The 21778-nt window shown below is 64.5% G+C and carries 22 protein-coding genes and 1 pseudogene; 13 read left to right on the top strand and 10 right to left on the bottom strand.

Annotation, left to right across the window (positions count from 1 at the left end; all coding sequences use genetic code 11):
• Positions 1-63: 63 nt before the first annotated feature.
• Positions 64-186: pseudogene (locus tag PLD_RS30645) on the bottom strand (methionine ABC transporter substrate-binding protein); the annotation flags it as partial.
• Between the two features lie 363 nt (positions 187-549).
• Here PLD_RS30645 and PLD_RS09945 point away from each other — a divergent pair.
• The 10 genes from PLD_RS09945 to PLD_RS09900 all read left to right on the top strand — a co-directional run bounded on the left by PLD_RS09945 (position 550) and on the right by PLD_RS09900 (position 8748).
• On the top strand, positions 550-1017 hold the full coding sequence (locus tag PLD_RS09945) for a VOC family protein (RefSeq protein ID WP_159892161.1): 468 nt from the start codon (positions 550-552) through the stop codon (positions 1015-1017).
• Between the two features lie 312 nt (positions 1018-1329).
• Complete coding sequence (locus tag PLD_RS09940) at positions 1330-2553, top strand: PepSY domain-containing protein (RefSeq protein ID WP_159892159.1); 1224 nt, start codon at positions 1330-1332, stop codon at positions 2551-2553.
• Positions 2550-3098, top strand: a complete 549-nt coding sequence (locus tag PLD_RS09935; RefSeq protein WP_159892157.1) for a thiamine pyrophosphate-binding protein — start codon at positions 2550-2552, stop codon at positions 3096-3098. Before PLD_RS09940 ends, PLD_RS09935 begins: the two co-directional genes overlap by 4 nt.
• The gene (locus PLD_RS09930) at positions 3095-3433 is read left to right on the top strand and encodes a hypothetical protein (RefSeq protein WP_159892155.1); all 339 of its coding nucleotides are present in this window, start codon (positions 3095-3097) and stop codon (positions 3431-3433) included. The genes PLD_RS09935 and PLD_RS09930 overlap by 4 nt, the downstream gene beginning before the upstream one ends.
• Positions 3430-4002 (top strand): DUF6162 family protein, encoded by a 573-nt coding sequence (locus tag PLD_RS09925; RefSeq protein ID WP_159892153.1) that lies wholly within the window; start codon positions 3430-3432, stop codon positions 4000-4002. The genes PLD_RS09930 and PLD_RS09925 overlap by 4 nt, the downstream gene beginning before the upstream one ends.
• Before the next feature lie 128 nt (positions 4003-4130).
• Positions 4131-5060, top strand: coding sequence for a metal ABC transporter substrate-binding protein (locus PLD_RS09920; RefSeq protein ID WP_159892151.1), 930 nt, complete (start codon positions 4131-4133; stop codon positions 5058-5060).
• Positions 5057-5800 (top strand): metal ABC transporter ATP-binding protein, encoded by a 744-nt coding sequence (locus tag PLD_RS09915; RefSeq protein ID WP_159892149.1) that lies wholly within the window; start codon positions 5057-5059, stop codon positions 5798-5800. The genes PLD_RS09920 and PLD_RS09915 overlap by 4 nt, the downstream gene beginning before the upstream one ends.
• A complete protein-coding gene (locus tag PLD_RS09910) occupies positions 5800-6699 on the top strand; it encodes a metal ABC transporter permease (protein ID WP_159892147.1) in 900 nt (299 codons plus the stop codon). Before PLD_RS09915 ends, PLD_RS09910 begins: the two co-directional genes overlap by 1 nt.
• Complete coding sequence (locus tag PLD_RS09905; protein WP_159892145.1) at positions 6700-7683, top strand: metal ABC transporter solute-binding protein, Zn/Mn family; 984 nt, start codon at positions 6700-6702, stop codon at positions 7681-7683.
• 234 nt (positions 7684-7917) lie between these two features.
• Positions 7918-8748, top strand: coding sequence for a bifunctional 2-polyprenyl-6-hydroxyphenol methylase/3-demethylubiquinol 3-O-methyltransferase UbiG (locus PLD_RS09900; RefSeq protein WP_159892143.1), 831 nt, complete (start codon positions 7918-7920; stop codon positions 8746-8748).
• A gap of 319 nt (positions 8749-9067) precedes the next feature.
• Here the strand turns inward: PLD_RS09900 and PLD_RS09895 are convergent, their stop codons facing one another.
• The 4 genes from PLD_RS09895 to PLD_RS09880 form a co-directional block, all read right to left on the bottom strand.
• The gene (locus tag PLD_RS09895) at positions 9068-9292 is read right to left on the bottom strand and encodes an MbtH family protein (protein ID WP_016965112.1); all 225 of its coding nucleotides are present in this window, start codon (positions 9290-9292) and stop codon (positions 9068-9070) included.
• An 82-nt stretch (positions 9293-9374) separates the two neighbouring features.
• Positions 9375-10787 (bottom strand): aspartate aminotransferase family protein, encoded by a 1413-nt coding sequence (locus PLD_RS09890; RefSeq protein WP_159892142.1) that lies wholly within the window; start codon positions 10785-10787, stop codon positions 9375-9377.
• 214 nt (positions 10788-11001) lie between these two features.
• Positions 11002-12333: an ATP-binding protein gene (locus tag PLD_RS09885; protein WP_159892141.1), complete on the bottom strand. Its 1332-nt coding sequence runs from the start codon at positions 12331-12333 to the stop codon at positions 11002-11004.
• Positions 12334-13011 carry a response regulator gene (locus tag PLD_RS09880; protein WP_159892140.1) on the bottom strand — a complete coding sequence of 226 codons (678 nt, stop codon included), beginning with the start codon at positions 13009-13011 and terminating at the stop codon, positions 12334-12336.
• Between the two features lie 154 nt (positions 13012-13165).
• On the opposite strand from PLD_RS09880, the gene dsbD reads away from it, so the two are divergent.
• From dsbD to dsbG, 3 genes are read left to right on the top strand one after another with little or no spacing between them, the layout of a single operon-like run.
• Complete coding sequence (gene dsbD / locus PLD_RS09875; RefSeq protein ID WP_159892139.1) at positions 13166-14917, top strand: protein-disulfide reductase DsbD; 1752 nt, start codon at positions 13166-13168, stop codon at positions 14915-14917.
• Positions 14917-15780: a TlpA disulfide reductase family protein gene (locus tag PLD_RS09870; RefSeq protein ID WP_159892138.1), complete on the top strand. Its 864-nt coding sequence runs from the start codon at positions 14917-14919 to the stop codon at positions 15778-15780. The genes dsbD and PLD_RS09870 overlap by 1 nt, the downstream gene beginning before the upstream one ends.
• Positions 15756-16523: a thiol:disulfide interchange protein DsbG gene (gene dsbG / locus PLD_RS09865; protein ID WP_159892137.1), complete on the top strand. Its 768-nt coding sequence runs from the start codon at positions 15756-15758 to the stop codon at positions 16521-16523. Before PLD_RS09870 ends, dsbG begins: the two co-directional genes overlap by 25 nt.
• Before the next feature lie 216 nt (positions 16524-16739).
• Here the strand turns inward: dsbG and PLD_RS09860 are convergent, their stop codons facing one another.
• From PLD_RS09860 to PLD_RS09840, 5 genes are all read right to left on the bottom strand, one after another.
• Positions 16740-17552 carry an alpha/beta fold hydrolase gene (locus PLD_RS09860; RefSeq protein WP_159892136.1) on the bottom strand — a complete coding sequence of 271 codons (813 nt, stop codon included), beginning with the start codon at positions 17550-17552 and terminating at the stop codon, positions 16740-16742.
• 108 nt (positions 17553-17660) lie between these two features.
• A complete protein-coding gene (locus PLD_RS09855; RefSeq protein ID WP_159892134.1) occupies positions 17661-18017 on the bottom strand; it encodes a DUF6124 family protein in 357 nt (118 codons plus the stop codon).
• Positions 18018-18930: 913 nt separating this feature from the next.
• Complete coding sequence (locus tag PLD_RS09850) at positions 18931-19980, bottom strand: hypothetical protein (protein ID WP_159892132.1); 1050 nt, start codon at positions 19978-19980, stop codon at positions 18931-18933.
• 144 nt (positions 19981-20124) lie between these two features.
• On the bottom strand, positions 20125-21162 hold the full coding sequence (locus tag PLD_RS09845) for a hypothetical protein (RefSeq protein ID WP_159892130.1): 1038 nt from the start codon (positions 21160-21162) through the stop codon (positions 20125-20127).
• A 90-nt stretch (positions 21163-21252) separates the two neighbouring features.
• Positions 21253-21591, bottom strand: coding sequence for a GRAM domain-containing protein (locus PLD_RS09840; protein ID WP_159892128.1), 339 nt, complete (start codon positions 21589-21591; stop codon positions 21253-21255).
• Positions 21592-21778 lie beyond the last annotated feature (187 nt).

Below are 21778 nucleotides of genomic sequence, written 5' to 3'. Positions count from 1 at the left end.
CAAGCGAGCCTCCTGCCTGGCAAGCCTGCTTCTATAAGGGGCGTCGCAAGCGGGGGCTGGTGAGAAGCAGGGAGCGATCTGGCCTTTGTAGCGGGTCAGGATGAATGGGCGCACCGCATCGGCGTTCAGTGCCTTGGCCAGTTTCTGAGTCCGCGGACCGTCGAGGTTGTCCGGGCGGGCTACGACCAACGCTTCGGCTTCATCGCGGATCACATGGGCGGCCGGGGGATGCAGGGGATCAAAAGCAGATTCAGGCAATGAAGGCATACGGTGCTCTCGGGCCGACGAAGGTTCCAACCCACGGTTGCAGCTTCTGTGCCGAAAGATCAGGCCCTGATTTCAAAGGCTCTCAGGCCGTTCCAGGCGCTTGCCCAGCGGGCCGCCGGACAAATTGCTGAATGGCTGTTGTTGAGCCAACAGTGAGTCGCTGTTGCCTGGAAGACACCTCGTCGGCCCACACCGAAACCGACGATGTCCGGGTATAGAGTGAAACCTGTTCGATCCGGCCACGGACCTTTTTTCCTGAAACAACATCAAGGAGAAACCCAGATGAGCGTCAATCCCATTCCCGAAGGTTTCAACGGCGTCACTCCGTACCTGGGCATCAAGCGCGCCGCCGAGGCCATCGAGTTCTACAAACAGGCCTTCGACGCGGTGGAAACCATGCGCCTGGAGATGCCCGACGGCAGCGTCGGCCATGCCGAACTGCGCATCGGCGGCTCGGCCATCATGCTCGGCAGCCCCTGCGAGGAAACCCCGATGGACAGCCCGGACACCCACAAGACCTCGGTGGGACTGCATCTGTATGTGGAAGATGTCGACCGCAGTTTCGCCCGGGCATTGGCCGCCGGCGGCACCGAGGTGTCGGCGCTCAAGGACCAGTTCTATGGTGATCGCAGCGCCAGCCTGCGAGATCCTTTCGGGCATGTCTGGTTTCTGGCCAGCCGCAAGGAAGACTTGAGTACCGAGGACATCAGCCGACGGGCGCGGGAAATGTTCCAACAACAGCCCCACTGACCCGCCCCTTGCGCCGGACTCGATGTAGGAGCCGACTTGCCGGCAGAGGCGCTCTCATGGCCTCCCTCGCCGGCAAGCCAGGTCCTACGCGGGACAGTCCCTGATGCACAAATCGAAAGACCAGCCCCGTTGTACGGGGTTTCCTTGGCTTCGTAACATTTACTTTCATATCGCCTTTCAGGTTTTACGATTCTCATTCGTCTTAATCAAATGAAGCAGGCCGCGTTGGCCAAGGCTATGCCCAGGCGTTTTGCCTGGGACCGGCCCAAGGTTCCAGTGCCGCTCCATCCCTCGAATCAAGACGCCCATTCAATGTCGAAGAAGTCCCGTTCAAAAATCTGGTTTTTGGTGCACAGCTGGCTGGCCTTGCCCATCTGGTTCTTTGTGCTGATCGTCTGTGTCACCGGCACCCTCGCGGTGGTCAGCCAGGAAATCGTCTGGCTGGCCAACCCGGATGTTCGTGCCAGCAAACCCAGCGATGACGCGCAACCGCTGAACTACGATCAGGTCGTGCAAGCGATTCATCGCGCGCAACCGCAAACCCAGGTGGACACCATCGTCACCCCAGACGAAAACCACTTTGCCCTGAGTGTCAGCGTCAGTTACCCAGACGGGCGCTCACCAACCCTCTACGTCAACCCTTACACCGGAGTGATCCAGGGGGTAAGCCCCGAGTTCGACTTCAAGGGATTCACTCGCGCCCTGCATGGCTGGTGGCTGGTGCCCTTCACCAACGGCTATAGCTGGGGCTGGTACCTGGTGGCCCTGCTGGGCTTGCCAATGCTGGCTTCGCTGGTTACCGGGCTGGTGGTCTACAAGAAGTTCTGGAAAGGCTTTCTCAAGCCGACCCTGCGTCTGCGCCATGGCGCACGGATCTTCTGGGGCGACTTCCATCGCCTGAGCGGTATCTGGTCGATCTGGTTCATCGCGGTGATCTCCATCACCGGCACCTGGTTCCTGATCCAGGCAATCCTGGCCGACAACCAGATCAGCCTCTCCAGCGAACCCATTGTCCCGGTGATCGCCCGTGATCAGGTGCCAACCACCAGCGATGGCCAGCCGGCGCCGATGATTGGCCTGGACCAGGCCATCGGCATTGCCACCTCGAAAATCCCCGGCTTCGACGTCAGCTTCGTCAGCCTACCCAGCAACGCCTACAGCCACCTGTATGTGGGCGGGCGCGGTTGGTACCCACTGATGTACCAAACCGCCAACATCAACCCCTACACCGGCAGCCTGGACACGACGCACCTACTCAGCGACCGCAGCACCCTGGAGTTTGTCACCGAGTCCATGCGCCCGCTGCACACCGGTGATTTCGGCGGAATCTGGGTCAAGTTGATCTGGTTCTTCTTCGGCCTGCTGCTGAGCATGATGGTCCTCAGCGGCCTGCTGATCTGGACCAAGCGCACCGCCTTGGCCACCGCCAATGCCCTCAAGCGCGAGAAAAAAACCACCAGCCCACGTGCCGCACGTCAACCGGCATCCACCCCCGCCCCGGCCATGAGCGTCGACAATACAGAGGGCGCGCGATGAGCAAGGCCAGCCCGGTACCCCCTGCTGCCACCTCGACCCTCGGCCAGCTGTGGCACAAGTGGCGCTTTCACCTGAACATCCTGCTGCTGCTGATCCCCTTGGGCTTCATGCCCAAATACTTCGCCGACGTGGCCTTGTTTCGCGGTGACAGCGGCCTGGGCGAGCGGGAGATCGGCGATATCCAGGTCGGGCCGTGGAGCCTGCGCCTGGCGGAAATGCGCAATGAGGCACCGCGTAAAAGCGGTCCCGCCGGTTACATGAAAAGCTTCAACGCCGCCCTGTGCCAGGCCTGCATCAAACCGGTCAAGGCCACTTACCTGCGCATCGGCAAGCCGCGCAGTCTGCGAACCGCCGGGGTGATCTTCTTCGGCAGTGCGTACCGCATGGGCGCGACCATGCCGATCCCGGAAAAGACCTCGGCCGACGCTCAACTGTGGATCACCCTGGAAGGTTGGGACGGCACCCTGCACCAAGCATCCATCCCCCTGCGCCAGGCGTCACCGGCCACCGTGGCCTGGCTTGAAAAACAAGGAGGCAAACCATGATCCGCGCTGTATCGCCGCGACGCCTCGGCGCGCTGGCCCTGATGTGCCTGGGCTGCGCCTGGTGCCTTACCGCCCAGGCCCACAACCCGATGTGCGAATGCGAGGCCATCGACGCTGAGCAGATCCGCTGTACCGGCGGTTTCTCCGACGGCAGCGGCGCCCCGGGCGTGACCCTGGACGTGATCGGCTACGACGAAACCATCCTGGTGCCGGGCAAGCTGGGGGCCGATTCCACCCTGACCTTCAAGAAGCCCTCCAGCGAATTCTACGTGCTGTTCGACGCCGGCCCCGGCCACGTGGTCGAGATCGACCAAGCAGATATCGAGACCCCATGAAGCCTGCCACCACCCAGGTCGTACGTCCTGCCGGCGCCGGCCACGAAACCCTCTATGTGTTGCTGTTGTGCCTGCTGATCCTTGGCGTGGCCACCAGCGTGGTGCTGTGGCGCGGCGAGAAACCCCAGACCCAGCGCATCGCCAGCCACCAGCTCGATGCTCGCCGCGACCTCAGTGCCGGCGAACAAGGTATCTACGCCGACCTGCGGGTGACCCTCGAGGAAATCCACCTGCTGCGCGCTGAGCAACACGCCCTACCCAGCCCGGAGCAACTGGCCGAGGAAGGCTTTGCGCCCTTCGCCCAGGACGCCAGCTCCGTCAGCCGCGGTGGCCATGCCTGGCAATTGCAGGATCAGGCCTACCTGGGCCTGAGCCAAAACCCGCCCGTGGCCGGCTCCTTCCTGATGCGCCTGGACACCGAGGATCAGGCCAAGGTGGACATCTGGCTCAACCGCGCCCCGTCGGTCACGGTGCCTGTCGATCTGCACGACGCGACGCTGGTCGCCGCCGGCTGGCAACAGGTGATCGCGCAATTCGATGCCGGGGTGACTCGCCAGCATCGTCACTGAGTCAGGCCGCGCGAACACGTCGCGAGTGAAGGCCCAGCCCCCCCCCAGTTTTTAACCCAGGCGGAGCGAACGCTGCAGCTTTCACAGCGACTCAATTGTTGTATTCACCCGAGAGAAGAACGCTAGCCATGCCCATTTCATCGCAACGCCGCCCTTTCCTGCGGGTGCTGCTGGTCAGCCTGCTGGCCCTGGTGCTCAGCCCCCTGGTCAGCGCCGATCCGGCCAAGCGCCTGCGCATCGGCATCACCCTGCACCCCTACTACAGCTACGTGGCGAACATCGTCGGCGACAAAGCCGAAGTGGTGCCGCTGATTCCCGCCGGCTTCAACCCCCACGCCTACGAACCCCGGGCCGAGGACATCAAGCGCATCGGCACGCTGGACGTGATCGTGCTCAACGGCGTCGGCCACGATGATTTCGCCGACCGCATGATCGCCACCAGCGAACGCCCGGACATCCCGGTGATCGAAGCCAACGCAAACGTGCCGCTGCTGGCCGCCACCGGAATCGCCGCCCGCGGTGCCGGCAAAGTGGTCAACCCGCACACCTTCCTCTCCATCAGCGCCTCCATCGCCCAGGTCAACAACATCGCCCGCGAGCTGGGCAAGCTGGACCCGGCCAACGCCAAGACCTACACCCAGAACGCCCGCGCCTATGGCAAGCGCCTGCGGCAGATGCGCGCCAACGCGCTGGCCAGACTGACCCAGGCGCCCAACGCCGACCTGCGGGTAGCCACAGTGCACGCCGCCTACGACTACCTGCTGCGCGAGTTCGGCCTGCAAGTTACCGCGGTGGTGGAGCCGGCCCACGGCATCGAGCCCAGCCCCAGCCAATTGAAGAAGACCATCGACCAGCTGCGGGACCTGGACGTCAAGGTGATCTTCTCCGAGATGGACTTCCCCTCCACCTACGTCGAGACCATCCAGCGCGAATCCGGGGTCAAGCTCTACCCGCTGTCGCACATCTCCTATGGCGACTACAGCGCCGACAAATACGAGAAGGAAATGAACGGCAACCTCGACACCGTGGTCCGGGCCATTCAGGAGGCCGGGGCATGACCGCCATCGAGACCCTGCTGCGCGGTCCGGCCATCGAGTTCGACCAGGTCAGCCTGACCCTGGGCCGCACCACCATCCTCGACCGCGTGACCTTCCAGGTGCAGCCCGGCAGCGTGCACGCACTGGTGGGCCCCAACGGCGGCGGCAAAAGCTCGCTGATCAAGACCCTGCTGGGGCAGATGCCGCACCAGGGCCAACTGCGCCTGCAATGGCCCGGCGCTCCCGGCACCATCGGCTACGTGCCCCAGGCCCTGGAATTCGACCGTGGCCTGCCGATGACCGTGGACGATTTCATGGCTGCCATGTGCCAGCGCCGTCCGGCCTTCCTCGGCCTGAGCCGGCATTACGCCCGGGCGATTGGCGAAGCCCTGGAACGGGTCGGCATGCAAGACAAGCGCAAACGGCGCATGGGCGCGCTGTCCGGGGGTGAACGCCAGCGGGTACTGTTGGCCCAGGGCCTGATCCCGGCCCCGCAACTGCTGGTGCTGGACGAACCGATGTCGGCCCTGGACGAAGCCGGGACTCAGGTCTTCGAACGCCTGCTCCACGACTGGCGCCAGAGCGGCATCACCCTGCTGTGGATCGAGCACGACCTGGAAGCCGTGGGCCGCCTGGCGGACCGGGTCACCGGCCTCAACCGCCGAGTGTTGTTCGACGGCCCGGCGCAGCAGACTCTGACCCCGGAACGCCTGCTCAGCCTGTTCTCCACCCACCCACGTGCCACCGGGAGCGCCGCTTGATGAGCTATGAATCTTTGCGCCTGATGATCCAGGGCTGGGCCTCGTCCGGCTACCTGCCCGAGGCCCTGGCCTACGGTTTTGTGGTCAATGCGCTGCTGGCCGGGCTGCTGATCGGCCCGGTGCTCGGCGGCCTGGGCACCCTGGTGGTGGTCAAGCGCTTCGCCTTCTTCTCCGAGGCGGTGGGCCACGCGGCGCTGACCGGGGTGGCCATCGGCATCCTGCTGGGCGAACCCTACACCGGCCCCTACGGCAGCCTGTTCGGCTATTGCCTGCTGTTCGGCATCCTCCTCAACTACCTGCGCAACCGCACCGGGCTGGCCCCGGACACGCTGATCGGGGTGTTCCTCTCGGTATCCCTGGCCCTGGGCGCCAGCCTGCTGCTGATCCTGGCCGGCAAGATCAACGTGCACATCCTGGAAAACGTACTGTTCGGCTCGGTGCTCACGGTCAACGGCAACGACTTGCTGGTGCTGTTGATCGTCGGTGCCCTGGTACTGGGCCTGAGCCTGCCGCTGTACAACCGCATCATGCTGGCCAGCTTCAACCCGCAGTTGGCGGCGGTGCGCGGGGTGGCGGTGAAGACCCTGGACTACCTGTTCGTGATCCTGGTGACTTTGATCACCGTGGCCGCGGTCAAGGTCATCGGCGCCATCCTGGTGGGCGCGCTGCTGGTGATTCCGGCCGCAGCGGCCCGCCTGCTCAGCCAGTCGCTCAAGGGCTTCTTCTGGATCTCGGTGAGCATCGCCACCGTCAGCACCCTGTGCGGCATCTTGCTGCCCATCGTCTTCGACCTGCCGGTGCCTTCCGGCGCGGCCATCATCCTGGTCGCCGGCGCGGCCTTCGCCCTGGCCGCCATCGCCCGCGGCACCGTGCCCAGCCTGAAAGGGAATATCGGATAAATGCACAGTTCATTGCCTCACTCATCATGGCGTCGCCTGAGCCTGGCCCTGGCCCTCGGCGGCCTGATCAGCACCCCGGCCCTGGCCGAGCGCGACCACTTCGAACCGATGCGCGTGGTGGCCAGCCACGGCATGGGCAACACCGTGCTGCACAGCACCACCGCACAAAAATCGCTGACGGTGCTGGCCTCGCTGCCGGTGACCTTCGGCCTCGGGCAAATCCTGCTGCAAGGCACACCCATCAAGCTGGAGCGCGCGGCCCCGGCCAACCTCCCCGGCTCGCGACAGACCGCCTATTTCACCGGGCGCGGCGCTGCGGCCCTAAGCAAGCTGGCGCTGAATGCCGACGCGGTGATCGGCCTGCGCTCGATCTGGCCGGACGACCCGCTGTACCCCAACGCCCGACGCAGCAACATCCGCATCGTCGAGATCGACGCCGCGCGCCCGGTGGACGGCGCCCTGCCAGGAGTGGCCCTGCAATCGGGCCAGAGCAACGGCCTGAATGCCCAGCCCTGGCTGTCCAGCAACAACCTGGGGCGCATGGCCGACGTACTCGCGGCCGACCTCGCACGCCTGGCGCCCGAAGCCAAGCCGCAGATCGAGCGCAACCTGGCAGAACTGAAACAGCGCCTGCTCAAACTCAGCGCCGCCAGCGAAGCGCGCCTGGCCGAGGCCGACAACCTCAGCGTACTGAGCCTTTCCGAGCACTTTGGTTATCTGGTCAGCGGTTTGAACCTGGAACTGCTGGCGGTGGATGCCCGGACTGACAAGGAATGGACCCCGGAAGCCCTGAAACAATTGCAAGCCCAGCTCAAGGACAACGACGTGGCCCTGGTCCTGCACCATCGTCAGCCGTCCGAGGCATTGAAGGCCGCCATCAGCGCCGGCGGCAGCCAGTTGCTGGTGCTGCAAACCGACAGCCCCGACCCGCTTGGCGAACTGGAAGGCAACCTGCAAAAAGTCACCCAGGCCCTGGCCCTGTAGCCGCTGCTCCAGGCTGCGAACGGCCTGGGCGGCACTCCGGCGCAGGGACGCGGCGCTCGACCGACAATCGCCAGGCAAGGTCCTGCGGACCTTGGCGCCGCTTCGCCATGGCTCAGCAGCGGCTACAGATCGGGTTCAGGGGACCAGAACACGCTTACATATTTGCTCAAGATCGCGGTGATTGACCGGTGCTAGTCTGCGTTTCGCCAAAAGCCCAGACAGGAAGCCCGTGCCATGAGCGACTCCATGACTCTCAACAAGACCAATTGGGACGAACGCGCGCCCCTGCACGCGGCCTCGGAAGACTATGCGGTGCAGCGCTTCGTCGACGATCCGCAGTTTCTCTCCGAGGTCGTGCAGTTCGACCGGCCCCTGCTGGGCGATATCCAGGGCTTGCGCGGGGTGCATCTGCAATGCCATATCGGCACCGACACCCTGTCCCTGGCCCGCCTCGGCGCACAGATGAGCGGGGTGGATTTTTCCGCGGCGTCCCTGGCCGAAGCCCGCACCCTCGCACAGCGCTGCCATACGCCCATCGACTACCACGAGTCGGACGTATTCCTGGCCGCCGAGGTGTTGCCCCAGGGCAGCTTCGATCTGGTCTACACCGGCATCGGCGCGCTGTGCTGGTTGCCGAGCATCGAGCGCTGGGCACACACCGTCGGCGCCCTGCTCAAGCCCGGTGGCCGGCTGTTTATCCGCGAGGGGCATCCCATGCTCTGGGCTCTGGATGAGGATCAGCCCGGTGCGTTGCAGGTAACGCATGCCTATTTCGAGCGCAGCGACGAACCGCAGGTGTGGGACTACGACACCACCTATGTGGAGACCGAGCACAAACTCCAGGCCACCGTGACCCACGAATGGAACCACGGCCTGGGCGAAATCATCAGCGCCTTGCTGGCCCAGGGCCTGGACATCACCGGGCTGGTGGAACACCAGAGCATTCCCTGGGAGGCCCTGCCGGGGCAGATGGTCGTTGATGAACGCGGCGAATGGCGACTTAAGGAGGCGCCATGGCGCCTGCCGCTGAGCTATACCCTGCAGGCCGTCAAGCGCAGGGGCTGATCGCCCGGCATGAACAACTGCCAAGCTCAAGACAGCAGCGCCTCTGTAGCCGCTGCCGCAGGCTGCGAACGATCTGGGCGGCACTCCGGCGCAGGAGAGCGCTGCTCTTGAGATCACGGAAGGTCCTGCGGCCCTTGGCGCAGCTTCGCCGTGGCTCAGCAGCGGCGACAGCAACCATCTTGATCCGGGATTTTTGTAGCCGCTGCCGCAGGCTGCGAACGATCTGGGCGGCACTCCGTCATAGGAGGCGCTGCTCTTGAGATCGCAGAAGGTCCTGCGGCCCTTGGCGCAGCTTCGCAAGCTCGGCAGCGGCTACAGGTCAGCCGGCCACGGCCTGCTGGTCCATCTTCTGACGCAGGCTCAACGGGCGCATGTCGGTCCAGACTTCTTCGATGTAGGCCAGGCACTCCTTTTTGAAGCCGCTCTTGCCCACGGTGCGCCAGCCCTGGGGCACGGCCTTGTAGTCGGGCCAGATCGAGTATTGCTCTTCGTGGTTGACCACCACTTGGAACAGGATGTCCTCACGGTCGAATACTGAAGTCATTGCTTGTCTCCATCATTAATAAGGTTCGCCGCGCGCCGGGCGCGGCGCTTGTGTAGAAAGAACGAATCAGCGCCGCACAAAATTAGAGGCTGGCGACTGCCGCCGCGACCGCCTTGCTGAAAATGTCCGCCACCTGATCGATCTGCGCGGCACTGATGATCAGCGGCGGCAAAAAGCGCACCACGCTGCCATGGCGCCCGCCCAGTTCGAGGATCAGGCCACGCTTGAGGCATTCCCGCTGCACCAGCGGCGCCAGGCGCCGATGCTGCGGCGGGTGGCGCTGGGCATCTGGCGCGCCAGCGGGGTCCACCAGTTCCACACCGAGCATCAACCCGCGCCCACGCACATCCCCCAATTGCGGGAAATCCCGCTGCAGGATCAGCAAATGCTCGCGCAAGCGCTCGCCCATGGCCGCCGCGTGCTCGGGCAAGCGCTGTTCCTTGAGGTAGCGCATCACCGCAGAACCGGTAGCCATGGCCATCTGATTGCCACGGAAGGTGCCGGCGTGAGCCCCCGGCTGCCAGGTGTCGAGCCAGTCGCGATAGACCATCACCGCCAGCGGCAGGCTGCCGCCGATGGCCTTGGACATCACCACCACATCGGGAATGATCCCGGCGTGTTCAAAGGCGAACATCTTGCCGGTGCGACCGAAGCCGCTCTGGATTTCATCGACGATCAGCGCCACCCCGGCCTGTTCGGTGATCCGGCGCACGCCCCGCAGCCACTCCAGGTCCGCCGGGATGACCCCACCCTCGCCCTGCACCGCCTCGACGATCACTGCCGCAGGCAAGGCCACGCCGGCTTCGGGATCGCTGAGCAGGTTTTCCAGGTAATGCAGGTTGACCTTGACCCCCTCGGCGCCGCCAAGCCCGAACGGGCAGCGGTAGTCGTAGGGGAACGGCAGAAACTGCACGCCGTTGTTGAGCAAGCCGGCCAGGGCCCGCTTGGGCCCCAGGCTGCCCATCAGGCTCAACGCGCCCTGGCTCATGCCGTGGTAAGCACCCTGAAACGACAGCACGGTGCTGCGCCCAGTGGCGGTGCGCACCAGTTTCAACGCGGCTTCCACAGCGTCGGTGCCGGTGGGGCCGCAGAACTGGATCTTGGCCTCGGCGGCCAGGGCCCCGGGCAACAGGCCGAACAGATCCTGGACAAACTGATCCTTGACCGGGGTGGTCAGGTCCAGGGTCAACAGCGGCAATTCATCAGTCAGTACCTGCCGGATCGCGGCGATCACCACCGGGTGGTTGTGGCCCAGGGCCAGAGTCCCGGCGCCGGCCAGACAATCGATGAAACGCCGGCCTTCGACATCCTCGACATGAATGCCACTGGCCCGCTTGAGAGCCAGGGGAATGCGCCGCGGATAGCTGCGGGCATTGGACTCCTGACGGTTCTGACGGGCCAGCAGGGGCGACTCGTCGAACTGATAAAGGCTCTCGGCCACTGAGGGGGCAAGGCCCACCGGCTGATCGTCCATAAGGCTGGTAACGGCTGACATGTCTCGAACCCTCGCGCTGCAATGTGAGCAAAACGGCCACCGGCCGAATGCGCAGCCCAAGCGGGGGGCGCACTGACAGGTTTTCCTGTTCTAAAAACGCATCAGCGAGGTCGGGATTTACACCCTGAGGCGAGGAAATTGCACCTATCGCCCCGCAGGCGCCAGCTTGCTGGCGAAGGCGATCTCAAGGGCCCCTGCGCCGGCCCGCCAGCGCCTACGGTTGGGCGCGGTGGGCAGGCAGGGTCAGTTCGACCCGCAGGCCATCAGGAAGGCTGTCGAAGTTCAGCTCACAGCCGCAGCGCTGGACAATGGCCTGGACAATCGCCAGCCCCAGTCCGCACCCTGTGCTCTGGCTGTTGCGCCAGAAGCGCTGGGTCAGGTGCTGCAGGTCTTCCTGGGCAATGCCTGGGCCATGGTCACGCACCTGGAAACGCAGGCGACCGGCCACAAGGTCCAGGTTCAACTCCACCGGGCAGTCTTGCGGGGTGTGGCGCAGGGCGTTGTCCAGCAGGTTGCGCAAGGCGGCAATGGCCAGGGTCGAGGGCATGTCCACCGGTGCTTGCGCGGCGTTGTCCGCCAGGTGCAACTTGACCCGCTGGCGAGCGCCTACAGCGGCGTCCTGAATCGCCAGGTGCGCCACTTGTTCAGCGTTGACCTGCACGCCGTCATCAAACGACAAGCTGCCTTCGACCCGAGCCAGCAACAGCAGTTGCTCCAGGGTCCGGTGCAGGCGGTCGGCGCCCTCCTCGGCCCGGGCCAGGGATTGATCCTGCGCCGCACCGGTGGTCATGCGCGCTACCTGCAGGTGGGTCTTGATCGCCGTCAGCGGGCTGCGCAGTTCATGGGCGGCGTCACCGGTCAGACGGCGTTCGCGCTCGATGGTCTTGGCGATGCGCTGGAACAGTTGGTTCTGGGTTTCCAGCAGCGGCCGCAGTTCGCTGGGCATGGGCTGGATCTGCAACGGCTCCAGGGAGTCGGCGCTGCGGCGCATCAGCGCATCGCGAATCCGGTTCAACGGCGCCAGGCTCTGGCCGATGCCCAGCCACAACAGCCACAGGCAACCCAGCAGGGCCACACCCACCGGCACCGAGGCGGCCAGCAGCACCGACATGTTCAGGGCTTCGCGTTCCACCTGGCGGTCAGCGGTGGTGATGCGCAGATCACCGCGCACCAGGGTGAAGGTGCGCCAGGGCGCGCCGTCGATCATCTGGTCGTGAAAGCCCAGTTTCTCGGCTTCCAAGGTGTGCTCAGGCGTGCTGTGGCTGCGGGCCAGGACCTGCCCGCGCAGGGAACTGACCTGACAGGCCATGCCCCCGGGAATGGTCAAGGCCGCGCTGGCAATGGGATGGGCATGGGTATCGGAAGGCAGCGCCGGCATCTGTTCCAGCAGGCCGGCCACCATGCGCGCCGACGCCACCAGGCGCTGGTCCAGGGAAAACATCATCTGATTGCGCAGATCGCTGAGCATCCAGGCCGCGGCCAGGGTCCAGATCAGAATGAAGGCGGCGCCCAGGGTCACGCTCAGGCGCAGGCGCAGGCTTCTCACTTAAGACTTCTCCTGGCCACCGGCCGGCCCCAGACGATAACCCAGGCCGCGCACCGTCTCGACGATGCCGTTGCCAAGTTTGCGCCGCAGGTGGTGAATGTGCACGTTGAGGGCGTTGCTTTCCAGCTCATCGCTGAAACCGTAGACACTGTCCTTGAGCTGCTCGCTGGACAGCACCCGGCCGCGGTTGTGCAGCAGGGCCTGGAGCAGCGCCTGCTCGCGCCGGGACAGGTCCACCGACTCGCCGCCGAGCGTGGTTTCCCGGGTGCTGGGGTCGTAGGTCAGGCGCCCGTGTTCGATCAGGTTGACGCTGCGCCCCGCCACCCGGCGCAACAGAGTGTGCAGGCGCGCCGCCAGTTCCCGCAGGTCGAAGGGCTTGAGCAGGTAGTCGTCGGCCCCGGCCTGCAGGCCATCGACCCGATCGGTCACCGAGTCGCGGGCGGTCAGAATCAGCACCGGAATCTCCAGGCCCTGCTGGCGCTGTTGCCTGAGCAACTTCAAACCATCTTCATCCGGCAGGCCCAAGTCCAGTACCATCACGTCGAAATTGGCCACGCCGAGCATGGCCCGCGCAGCAGACGCGGACGCCACATGCTCGACCGTCAGGCCCTGGGCCGTGAGGCCGGCGACTATTCCGCTGGCAATCAGCTCATCATCTTCACAGACAAGTACGTGCATGGTCAGTCCTGTAATAAAGGCGGTGATTAGGCAGGCTGCAGATTAAGCGGACATTATGCCCGCCACTCTCTGGCCACAAGCCAAGTGCGGTTAATCATCGGTTAATCAGGACCGGCCATTGTGTTCGCCACTTACACCGGTTTAAGGCTTGGCCATGCGTCGATTGTGTATTTTGCTGTTCATGCTGTTCACCTCCCTGGCACAGGCCAGCAACAATCCGTTTGAGGTCAAGCCCGACTTCCTGCCGGTGGACAAGGCCTTCACCTTCACCTCCGAGCGCCTGCCTTCCGGGGAAACCCAGCTGTTCTGGCAGATTGCCGACGGCTACTACCTGTACCAGAAACGCCTGAAGTTCGAGGGCCTGGCCCAGGACCATCTGCCGGCACTGCCGGACGGCGAACACCACAGCGACGAGTTCTTCGGCGAACAGACGGTGTATCGCCAGGGCCTGGAAGTGAAACTGCCGGCAGCCGCCAGCGGCAAGGTCAAGCTGGGCTGGCAGGGCTGCGCCGACGCCGGCCTGTGCTACCCACCGCAGACCCTGGAAGTCAACCTGGGCGGCGCCCCCGCTGTTGCCGCCGGCAACAGCGCCGCAACCGGCAACGGCACGGCACAGGACCAACTGCTAGCCAACGATCTGCAACAAAAATCCTGGGGCCTGGGCCTGCTGGCCTTCTTCAGTTTCGGCCTGCTGCTGGCCTTTGCCCCTTGCTCACTGCCGATGCTGCCGATCCTCGCGGGGATTGTAGTCGGCAGCGGCGCCAGCCCGCGCCGGGGCCTGGCTCTGGCCTCCAGCTACGTGCTGTGCATGGCCCTGGTGTATGCCGGCATGGGGGTGATCGCCGCCCTGCTGGGCAGCAACCTGCAGGCCTGGTTGCAACAACCCTGGGTGCTGGGCAGCTTCGCCGCGCTGTTCGTGCTGCTGGCGCTACCAATGTTCGGCTTCTTTGAACTGCAAATGCCGGCGTTTCTGCGCGACCGCCTGGAAGGCGCCAGTCGCCAGCGCCAAGGCGGCAGCCTGATCGGCTGCGGCGTGCTCGGGGCATTGTCGGCGCTGCTGGTGGGCCCGTGCATGACCGCGCCCCTGGCCGGTGGCCTGCTGTACATCGCCCAGACCGGCAATGCCTTGTTCGGCGGCCTGGCGCTGTTCGCCCTGGGCCTGGGCATCGGCCTGCCGCTGCTGTTGCTGGTGACCGTGGGCAACCGCTTCCTGCCCAAGCCGGGGCCGTGGATGAACCTGCTCAAGGGCGTGTTCGGCTTCCTGTTCCTGGGCACCGCTATCTACATGCTGCGCCCGGTGCTCAGCACCAGCCTGTGGATCGGCCTGTGGGGCGCCCTGGTCCTGGTACTGGCCTACTGCGCCTGGCAGCAACGAGCCATCGCTGGGCGCCTGCTGCACCTGTTTGGCGCCGCCGCCCTGCTGCTTGGCCTGTGGGGCAGCGTGCTGCTGGTGGGCGCCGCTGGTGGCAGCGATGACCTGTGGCGACCGCTGAAGGTCTACAGCGGTGGCAGCGTGGCCAGCAGCGCCACGGCCCACGATGCCTTCACCACCGTCAAGTCGCCCACCGAACTGCAACGTGCCCTGGACAGCGCCCAGGCCCAGGGCCAATGGGTGCTGCTGGACTACTACGCCGACTGGTGCGTGTCCTGCAAGATCATGGAGAAAACCGTGTTCGGCCAGCCTCAGGTCATGGGCGCCCTGAAAGACGTGCGCCTGTTGCGCCTGGACGTCACCCTGGACAACGCCGACGGCCGCGAACTGCTCAGCCGCTACAAAGTACCGGGGCCACCGAGCCTGCTGTGGATCGGCCCGGACGGCAGCGAACGCCGTGGCCAGCGCATCACCGGCGAAGTGGATGGCGCAACTTTCCTGCAACGCTGGACCCAGACCCGGGAAGCCCGTTGATGCTGACCTTTACCATCGGCACCTTTGCCATCGCCCTCAATCACCTGCTGCTGATCAGCGCCCTGGCCCTGGCCACCCTGGTGGGCTGGCGGGTGGCCAAGCGCGGCGGTGACAACCCCGAGTCGGTGCTGTTTTCGCTATTTCTCATCGGCATGCTGGCGGCGCGGGCCAGCTTCGTCATCGCCTACTGGAAGTACTACCGCCATGACCTGTGGATGATCATCGACCTGCGCGACGGCGGCTTCCTGGCCTGGCCCGGCGTCCTCGTCATGCTCCTGGCGGCCCTGGTCTGGGGCTGGCAACGGCCGACACTGCGCCGCCCACTGGGGGCCGGGGTAGGCTGCGGCCTGGCTTTCTGGCTGCTGGCGACCCTGTCCCTGACGCTCTACGACCAGGGCACGCGCCTGCCGGAAGTGGCCCTGCGTAACACCAACGGCGACACCGTACAGCTCACCGACTATCAGGGTGGGCCATTGGTGATCAACCTCTGGGCCACCTGGTGCCCGCCGTGCCGGCGAGAAATGCCGGTGCTCGAAGACGCCCAGAAACAGCACCCGAACCTGACCTTCCTGTTCGTCAACCAAGCCGAAAGCATGCAAAGCGTCGCCACCTACCTCGCCACCCAGGGCCTGAACCTGAACAACGTGCTGTTCGACGGCGGCGGTCGCTTGGGCCAGGCCGTGGGCTCCATGGCCTTGCCTACTACGCTGTTCTACAGTGCCGACGGCCGCCTGCTGGGCAGCCACCTGGGTGAACTCTCGGAAGCCAGCCTGGCCCGGGCCCTGGAAAACTTCGACGACGCCCATCCGACCTCGGTCGCTCCTTCAAGGAAACTGCCATGCCCTTCATCCGCCACCTGCTGAGCCTGTCCCTGGGCGCAGCGCTGCTCAACACGCCGCTGCTGCAGGCCGAAGAACTGCCCGCACCGATCCGCAAGATCGAGGAAAAAGGCGCCAAGATCGTCGGCACCTTCGACGCCCCGAGCGGACTCAAGGGCTACGCCGCGCAGTACCAGAACCGTGGCATGGCCCTGTACCTGACCCCGGACGGCAAGCACGTGCTGCTGGGCAACCTGTACGACGCCGACGGCAAGGACCTGAGCGCCGAGCCGCTGCAGAAGCTGGTCTACGCACCGATGGCCAAGGAAGTCTGGAACAACCTGGACAAGAGCCACTGGATCGCCGACGGCAAGGCCGATGCGCCGCGCATCGTCTACCTGTTCAGCGACCCCAACTGCCCCTACTGCAACATGTTCTGGCAACAGGCCCGGCCCTGGGTGAACGCCGGCAAAGTGCAATTGCGACACATTATGGTGGGCATCATCCGCGAAGACAGCCCGGGCAAATCCGCGGCCCTGCTGGCCGCCAAGGACCCGCAACAGGCCCTGCAAGCGCATGAAAAAGCCGGCAAGGGCAGCGCCCTGAAACCCCTGGCGAGCATTCCAGCGGCCGTGCAAGCCAAGCTCGACGCCAACATGAAGCTGATGGAAGAACTGGAGCTGTCGGCGACCCCGGCGATCTTCTACCTCGACGACAAGGGCGAACTGCAACAACAGCAGGGCGCCCCGGCCCCGGGCAAACTGACGCAGATTTTCGGCCCGAAATAACCCCGTTCCCTCCCCCCGGTAGAGACAAGGAGCCGGCTTGTCGGCGAAAGCGTCTGTCAGGCTGGCGTACAGCTTGCGGGCCTCTTCGCTGGCAAGCCAGCGCCTACAACGCGAGTCCCCACCCGTAGGAGCCGGGCGAAGGCGTCCGTCAGGCTGGCGTCCGGCCTGCGGGCCTCTTTGCTGGCACGCTAGCGCCTACGGCGCAAGAGTCAGGTTTCAGCCATTGCGCTGCAAAAACGCCAACAAGGCCCGGGTCACGAACTGCGGGTTTTCACGACTGGAGATATGCCCCGACTCGGGCACTAACTGATACGGGCAACCTATGCGCTCAGCCATCTCGATGGTTTCCGCCGGTGGCCGCGGCTGGTCCTGATCACCACACAGCAGCAAGGTGTTCTGCCCATCCAGGCGCGCTATCTGATCCAGCACATCCGCCCGGCTGAAGGTAATGCGCCCCATGGGGATCACGCTCGCGCGCAAACGCTCGGCCAGCAGTGCCGCGAGGCTGGCACGAAAATCCTGGAACAGCGCCGACTGCCGATCGATGCCCGGACGGAAGAAGATCGGCACCACGATCTCCAGCAGCGGCTCGGCGATCTGACCGCTGTCCTCAATCTGCTGGAACAGGGAAAAGTAGTATTGCCGGGTCGGCTCAGGCTCGGCGCCCAGGTAAGTGTCCATCAGCACCAGACCGTCGATGCGCTGCGGCGCCGCGAGGGCCAGACGTGCACCCCACATGCCGCCCACCGACAGACCCACCAGGGTGACGCGCTCGATCTGCAAATGGTCGAGCAAGGCCAGCATCTGCCGCGCCACATCGTCCAGCGACGCGGTGCCTGCTGGCAACGGCCCGGACTGGCCGTGGCCCCACAGGTCCACCGCAATCACCCGGTACTGCGCCGACAACGCCTCGATCTGCGGTGCCCACATACTCGTGTCCCACAAATAACTGCCGGCCAGGAACACCACCGGCCCCTGGCCCTGGTCAAGGTAGTGCAACGGTTGTCCATCGATGGTCGCGAAAGGCATCGGCCTACTCCTGTAGGGAATGACGATAGAGGTCCGACAGACTGTGCCGTGAACCAGGCTCAGTCAATCGGACCGGGGCGACAAAAACGTCTCAGCAGATGCCCGGATTCAAGGCCCGCGCTGGCCGTCGAGCAAGGCTTCGACCACCGCGCGGGCCATCTCCACCGAATGCACCATGGACCAGATCAGCCCGCGCTCCAGGCCGCTACCCTGCTGGGTGATTTCATCGCAGACCTCTTCGGCGCATTTGAGCAGCAACGCCACATGCACCAAGGCTTCTTCGGCGCTGACGCCTTCGCGCACGCTGAACAGCGAGTCGGGGGAAACGGGGTGGGCTTGGGTCGTGAGCTGGAACAGCGCGGGGTCCAGCGGTTGCTGAGCCAGGGCCACGCGCAGGGTGGCGTTGGCTTCCTTTAGGGCGGGATCGCGATAGGACGTGGGGGGATCGGGAACGAGCTTTTTCATGGTCAAACTCCTGGTAATGACAAGGAGCCGACACCGTTCGCTTGCACACGAATAAGGTGGCAGCCGTACGCGGGTGTGCAAGACCGAGTTACCAGAACCCCGGCAGATCCGAAGATCTCCCGCGCACGGCCGCCATAACACGGCGAACATGAAATCGCTCAGGCATGACTGAGCGCTTATGCGTCTGGTAACAGTCGGACTTGCACATCCGAGCCATCGATTGGGCGATGGCTCCGGAACCCTAGCCCGCCCACCCGACGCATTCAAGCGGCCCGCAGTTTCTCGGAAATGCCTTACAAAAGAAAGCGACTAAACGCCATTCCAGCGACCTTCCAGCCCGTTTCCGAAACCACCTTGCCCCGATCGGCATTGGCCTATGGACCTATGGCCCTGCGGACCTGTAGCCGCTGCTGAGCCTTGGCAAAGCTGCGAAAAGGCCCGCAGGACCTTGCGTGACGATCTCCCGTCAATGACCTCTGGCGGCCTTGAAGTCGTCGCGCCTGCTGCGCAGCCGTACGCAGCCTGCGGCAGCGGCTACAGGGTTGCCAGGGGTTGCTGTAGCCGCTGCCGAGCCTGTGGCGAGGCTGCGAAAAGGCCCGCAGGGCCTTGCGTGGCGATCTCCCGTCAATGACCTCTGGCGGCCTTGAAATCGTCGCGCCTGCTGCGCAGCCGTACGCAGCCTGCGGCAGCGGCTACAGGGTTGCCAGGGGTTGCTGTAGCCGCTGCTGAGCCTGTGGCGAGGCTGCGAAAAGGCCCGCAGGGCCTTGCGTGGCGATCTCCCGTCAATGACCTCTGGCGCCCTTCTGATCGCCGCGACCGCTGCGTCGAAGTGTCGCCCAGCCCATTCGCAGCCTGCGGCAGCGGCTACAGAAAGCCGGTTGCCGTCGGTCCTGTGGGCGGTCTGTTGGCTGCCTCAACGATATTCTTCCGGCGCTTCGCGCTCGAGGATTTTCTCCAGGTCGCTCAGGTCACCGCGCTCCTTGAGAATGCCGCTGACCCGGTCGATCCACACCTGCTCCGAGGCAATCCCCGCCCAGGACTGGCTGCCGAAGCCGTGATACGGCCGGTCGTCGAAGGTGCTGATCAGCAACTGGTTGAAGCGTCCGGTGTCGAGTTTGTTGCGCTGGATTTGCACTTGCAGCGCCCCTAGCACTTTCTGCTGTTCTTGCGGGTTGGGGCGATAGCGGTAGAGCCGCGGCGAGCTGAGCACCAGAAACTCCGGCGGCAGGTTTTCATCGATGGCCGCCTGCAGGCGGTAATGACCATCGAGAATCAGGTGACAGTTCAGGCCGCTGACGTACCACAGCAGAATCGGCGGCAAGCTGCCTTCGCGGGCTTTCTTGCGCCACCATTTGAGACGGCCGGAATGTGGATCCACGGCATGCAGGCCGACCACCGCCCCGCCGCCCTCGCCCAACTCGACCCAGCGCGCCGGGCCGGGCTCTTGGTTGTCGAGGATGTTGCGGCCGTAGATCGCCCACTGCGGCAGATGGCTCAGGGCATCTTCACCGCCCTTGAAGTACCAGACATCAATGCCCTCCAGCAGCGGCCGCAGTGGCTTCTGCGATGCCGGGCGCAGGGCCCGTACCAGCCAGTAGCCGGGGTAAAAGAAGTCCGGCTGGTGCTGCATCAGTTGCTGGACGAAGAAGCGGCTCCAGGCCTTGAGGCGCAGGGCCGGATCGAGGCGCGCCTGTTGCTCGACCAGGGGCGAGTCGATGGGGCCGACCAGGGTTTGCGGCAGTTGCTCCGGCAGGTGATTGCGCACCAGCCACACGCCATACAGGCAGCGCGACAGGGTGCCCCAGAGCAGGGTCTGGTCGCCCAGCACCAGCTGCATGCGGCAGTTGTTGCCGCTGAGCAGGCGCAGGTTGGGCTTGCCGCTGGCCGGGCGTTTGACGTCCACGCCGAGACCGTTCCAGTGGCCGGCCAAATCCTCGATATCACGCCAGAAAATCTGTTCCACGATTGTCCCTAATCCCTTATGAATGACCGGCCCAGCGGCGGGCGCGACTATAGCTGAGTGTTTGGGGAGTTGTTCGCCAACAAGCCCGCTCCAAACAGCCCCCCTGTAAGCGCCGACTTACCAGCGAACACGGCCAGCCTTCTCCTACCCACGTCGGGCAATCACCGTCTCCACCTGGTCCTCCAGCCCCTGCCCGCTCAGGCACTGACGCACTTCGTCGCACCACTGCGCCTCCGGCTCATGGCTGGCCCAGGCCTGGGTGGCACTGCGGTACTGCGGCCGGTCATCGAAGGCCTGAATCAGCACCCGGTTGAGGTGGTCGGTGCTCAGGGCCGGGTTGCGCGGCACCGCAGCGCCGCGCTTGCGCAACGAGTCCATGACCCGTTGCTGATGCTCCAGGCTCGGTGCGAAGCCGCGCTCGCGGGTGGCGCTGAGGACGATGAATGATGGCGCGAGGTTTTCCGCGATGGCCGCCTGCAAACGGTAATGGCCGTCGATCACCACATAGGACGCCAGCCCGCCGACATACCACAGCAGCACCGGCGGCAGGCTGCCTTCGCGGGCCTTCTTACGCCACCACTTCAAGCGCCCAGCCTCGGGGTCGACCCGGTGCAGGCCGATGAGCTTGCCGCCGCCGTGCCACCAGTCGATCCACTCCAGGGTCTGGGGTTGCAGGTTGTCGAGAAAATCCTCGCCGTACAGCCGCCAGTTGGGCACGTGGGTCAGGGCATCTTCGCGGGAGCTGAAGCACCAGTTATCCAGGCCGCGCGCGGTGCTGGAAGGCTCCGGCAGCAGGCCCTGGGCCAGCCAGTAACCGGGGGTGAGAAAGTGCTGGGCACTTTCACTCAGGCGGCTGACGAAATAGCGGCTCCAGGCCTTGATCCGCCGCTCGGGCGCCAGCGCCGCGTGCTGCTCCACCGTGGCTGAGTCGATGGGTGCCAGCAACCGGCATTCGGCGCCCTCAGCCAGCGGGTTGCGCACCAGCCAGACGCCGCCGTGGTCGCGGGCCAGGGTGGCCCAGAACAGCGGTGTGTCGTGGTGCATCAGCTTGATCCGCGCATTGGCGCCGGTGCGCAGGTACAGCGGCGGTTTGTCCGTGGCGCCCGGTTCGACCTCGACGCCGAGGCCACTCCAGTGGCCCAGGGTGTCTTCGATGTCGTGCCAGTAAAGCGGCTCTGCCATGGTTCCGGTCCTTGAATTGTCTGAAACGACAAAGCCCGACAGGGCTGCTGTCGGGCAATGCGCGGCGGACTATTTCAAACTGAAGGTTATTTAGCCATTGGCCCCATTCATGGTTGCAGTAATGGCAGCAGCCCATGCGTCACGGCCAAATAGTACAAATCGAGACTCTATACCCTGCTTTGTAAAAACAGATAAAGAGTTGGGGAAAACGGGGATAAGACCTAAAAATCTAGTCCATGCCGGTTGCAATGACTGGATGTTTGAGATTTCAAGCTCATCAGGAGCGCTTTGGAAGTTAACTTTATGCGCGACAAATAGCAGACGCTGGTTCGTCAGAAAAAGCCTTCCGCCCACCGTCTCAATATTTCTTTGAAGGTTTGCCGACCCTTCTTTGATGATTTTTTCGCCGCCTCGCAACTCTACTTTCATTCGGTGCATCCTTGTTATTTTTTCTTCATGCTCAGTCCAATCGATAAGGGCAAACAAAAACCCTTAGCTTAATACTGCTTTTCTATTTCATCCCTGTATAGGCTTCCTGTAGAGACCGCTCAGTTATGCAGCGGCCGTAAAGCCTGAATGCGCGACCTTCCTGAAGGAGTGAGGCGCAGCCTTTGGG

The sequence above is a fragment of the Pseudomonas sp. LD120 genome (genome assembly GCF_009861525.1).
Taxonomy (GTDB): Bacteria; Pseudomonadota; Gammaproteobacteria; order Pseudomonadales; family Pseudomonadaceae; genus Aquipseudomonas.
Note: the sequence above shows the minus strand (reverse complement) of the source record. Positions and strands in the feature narration are given on the sequence as shown.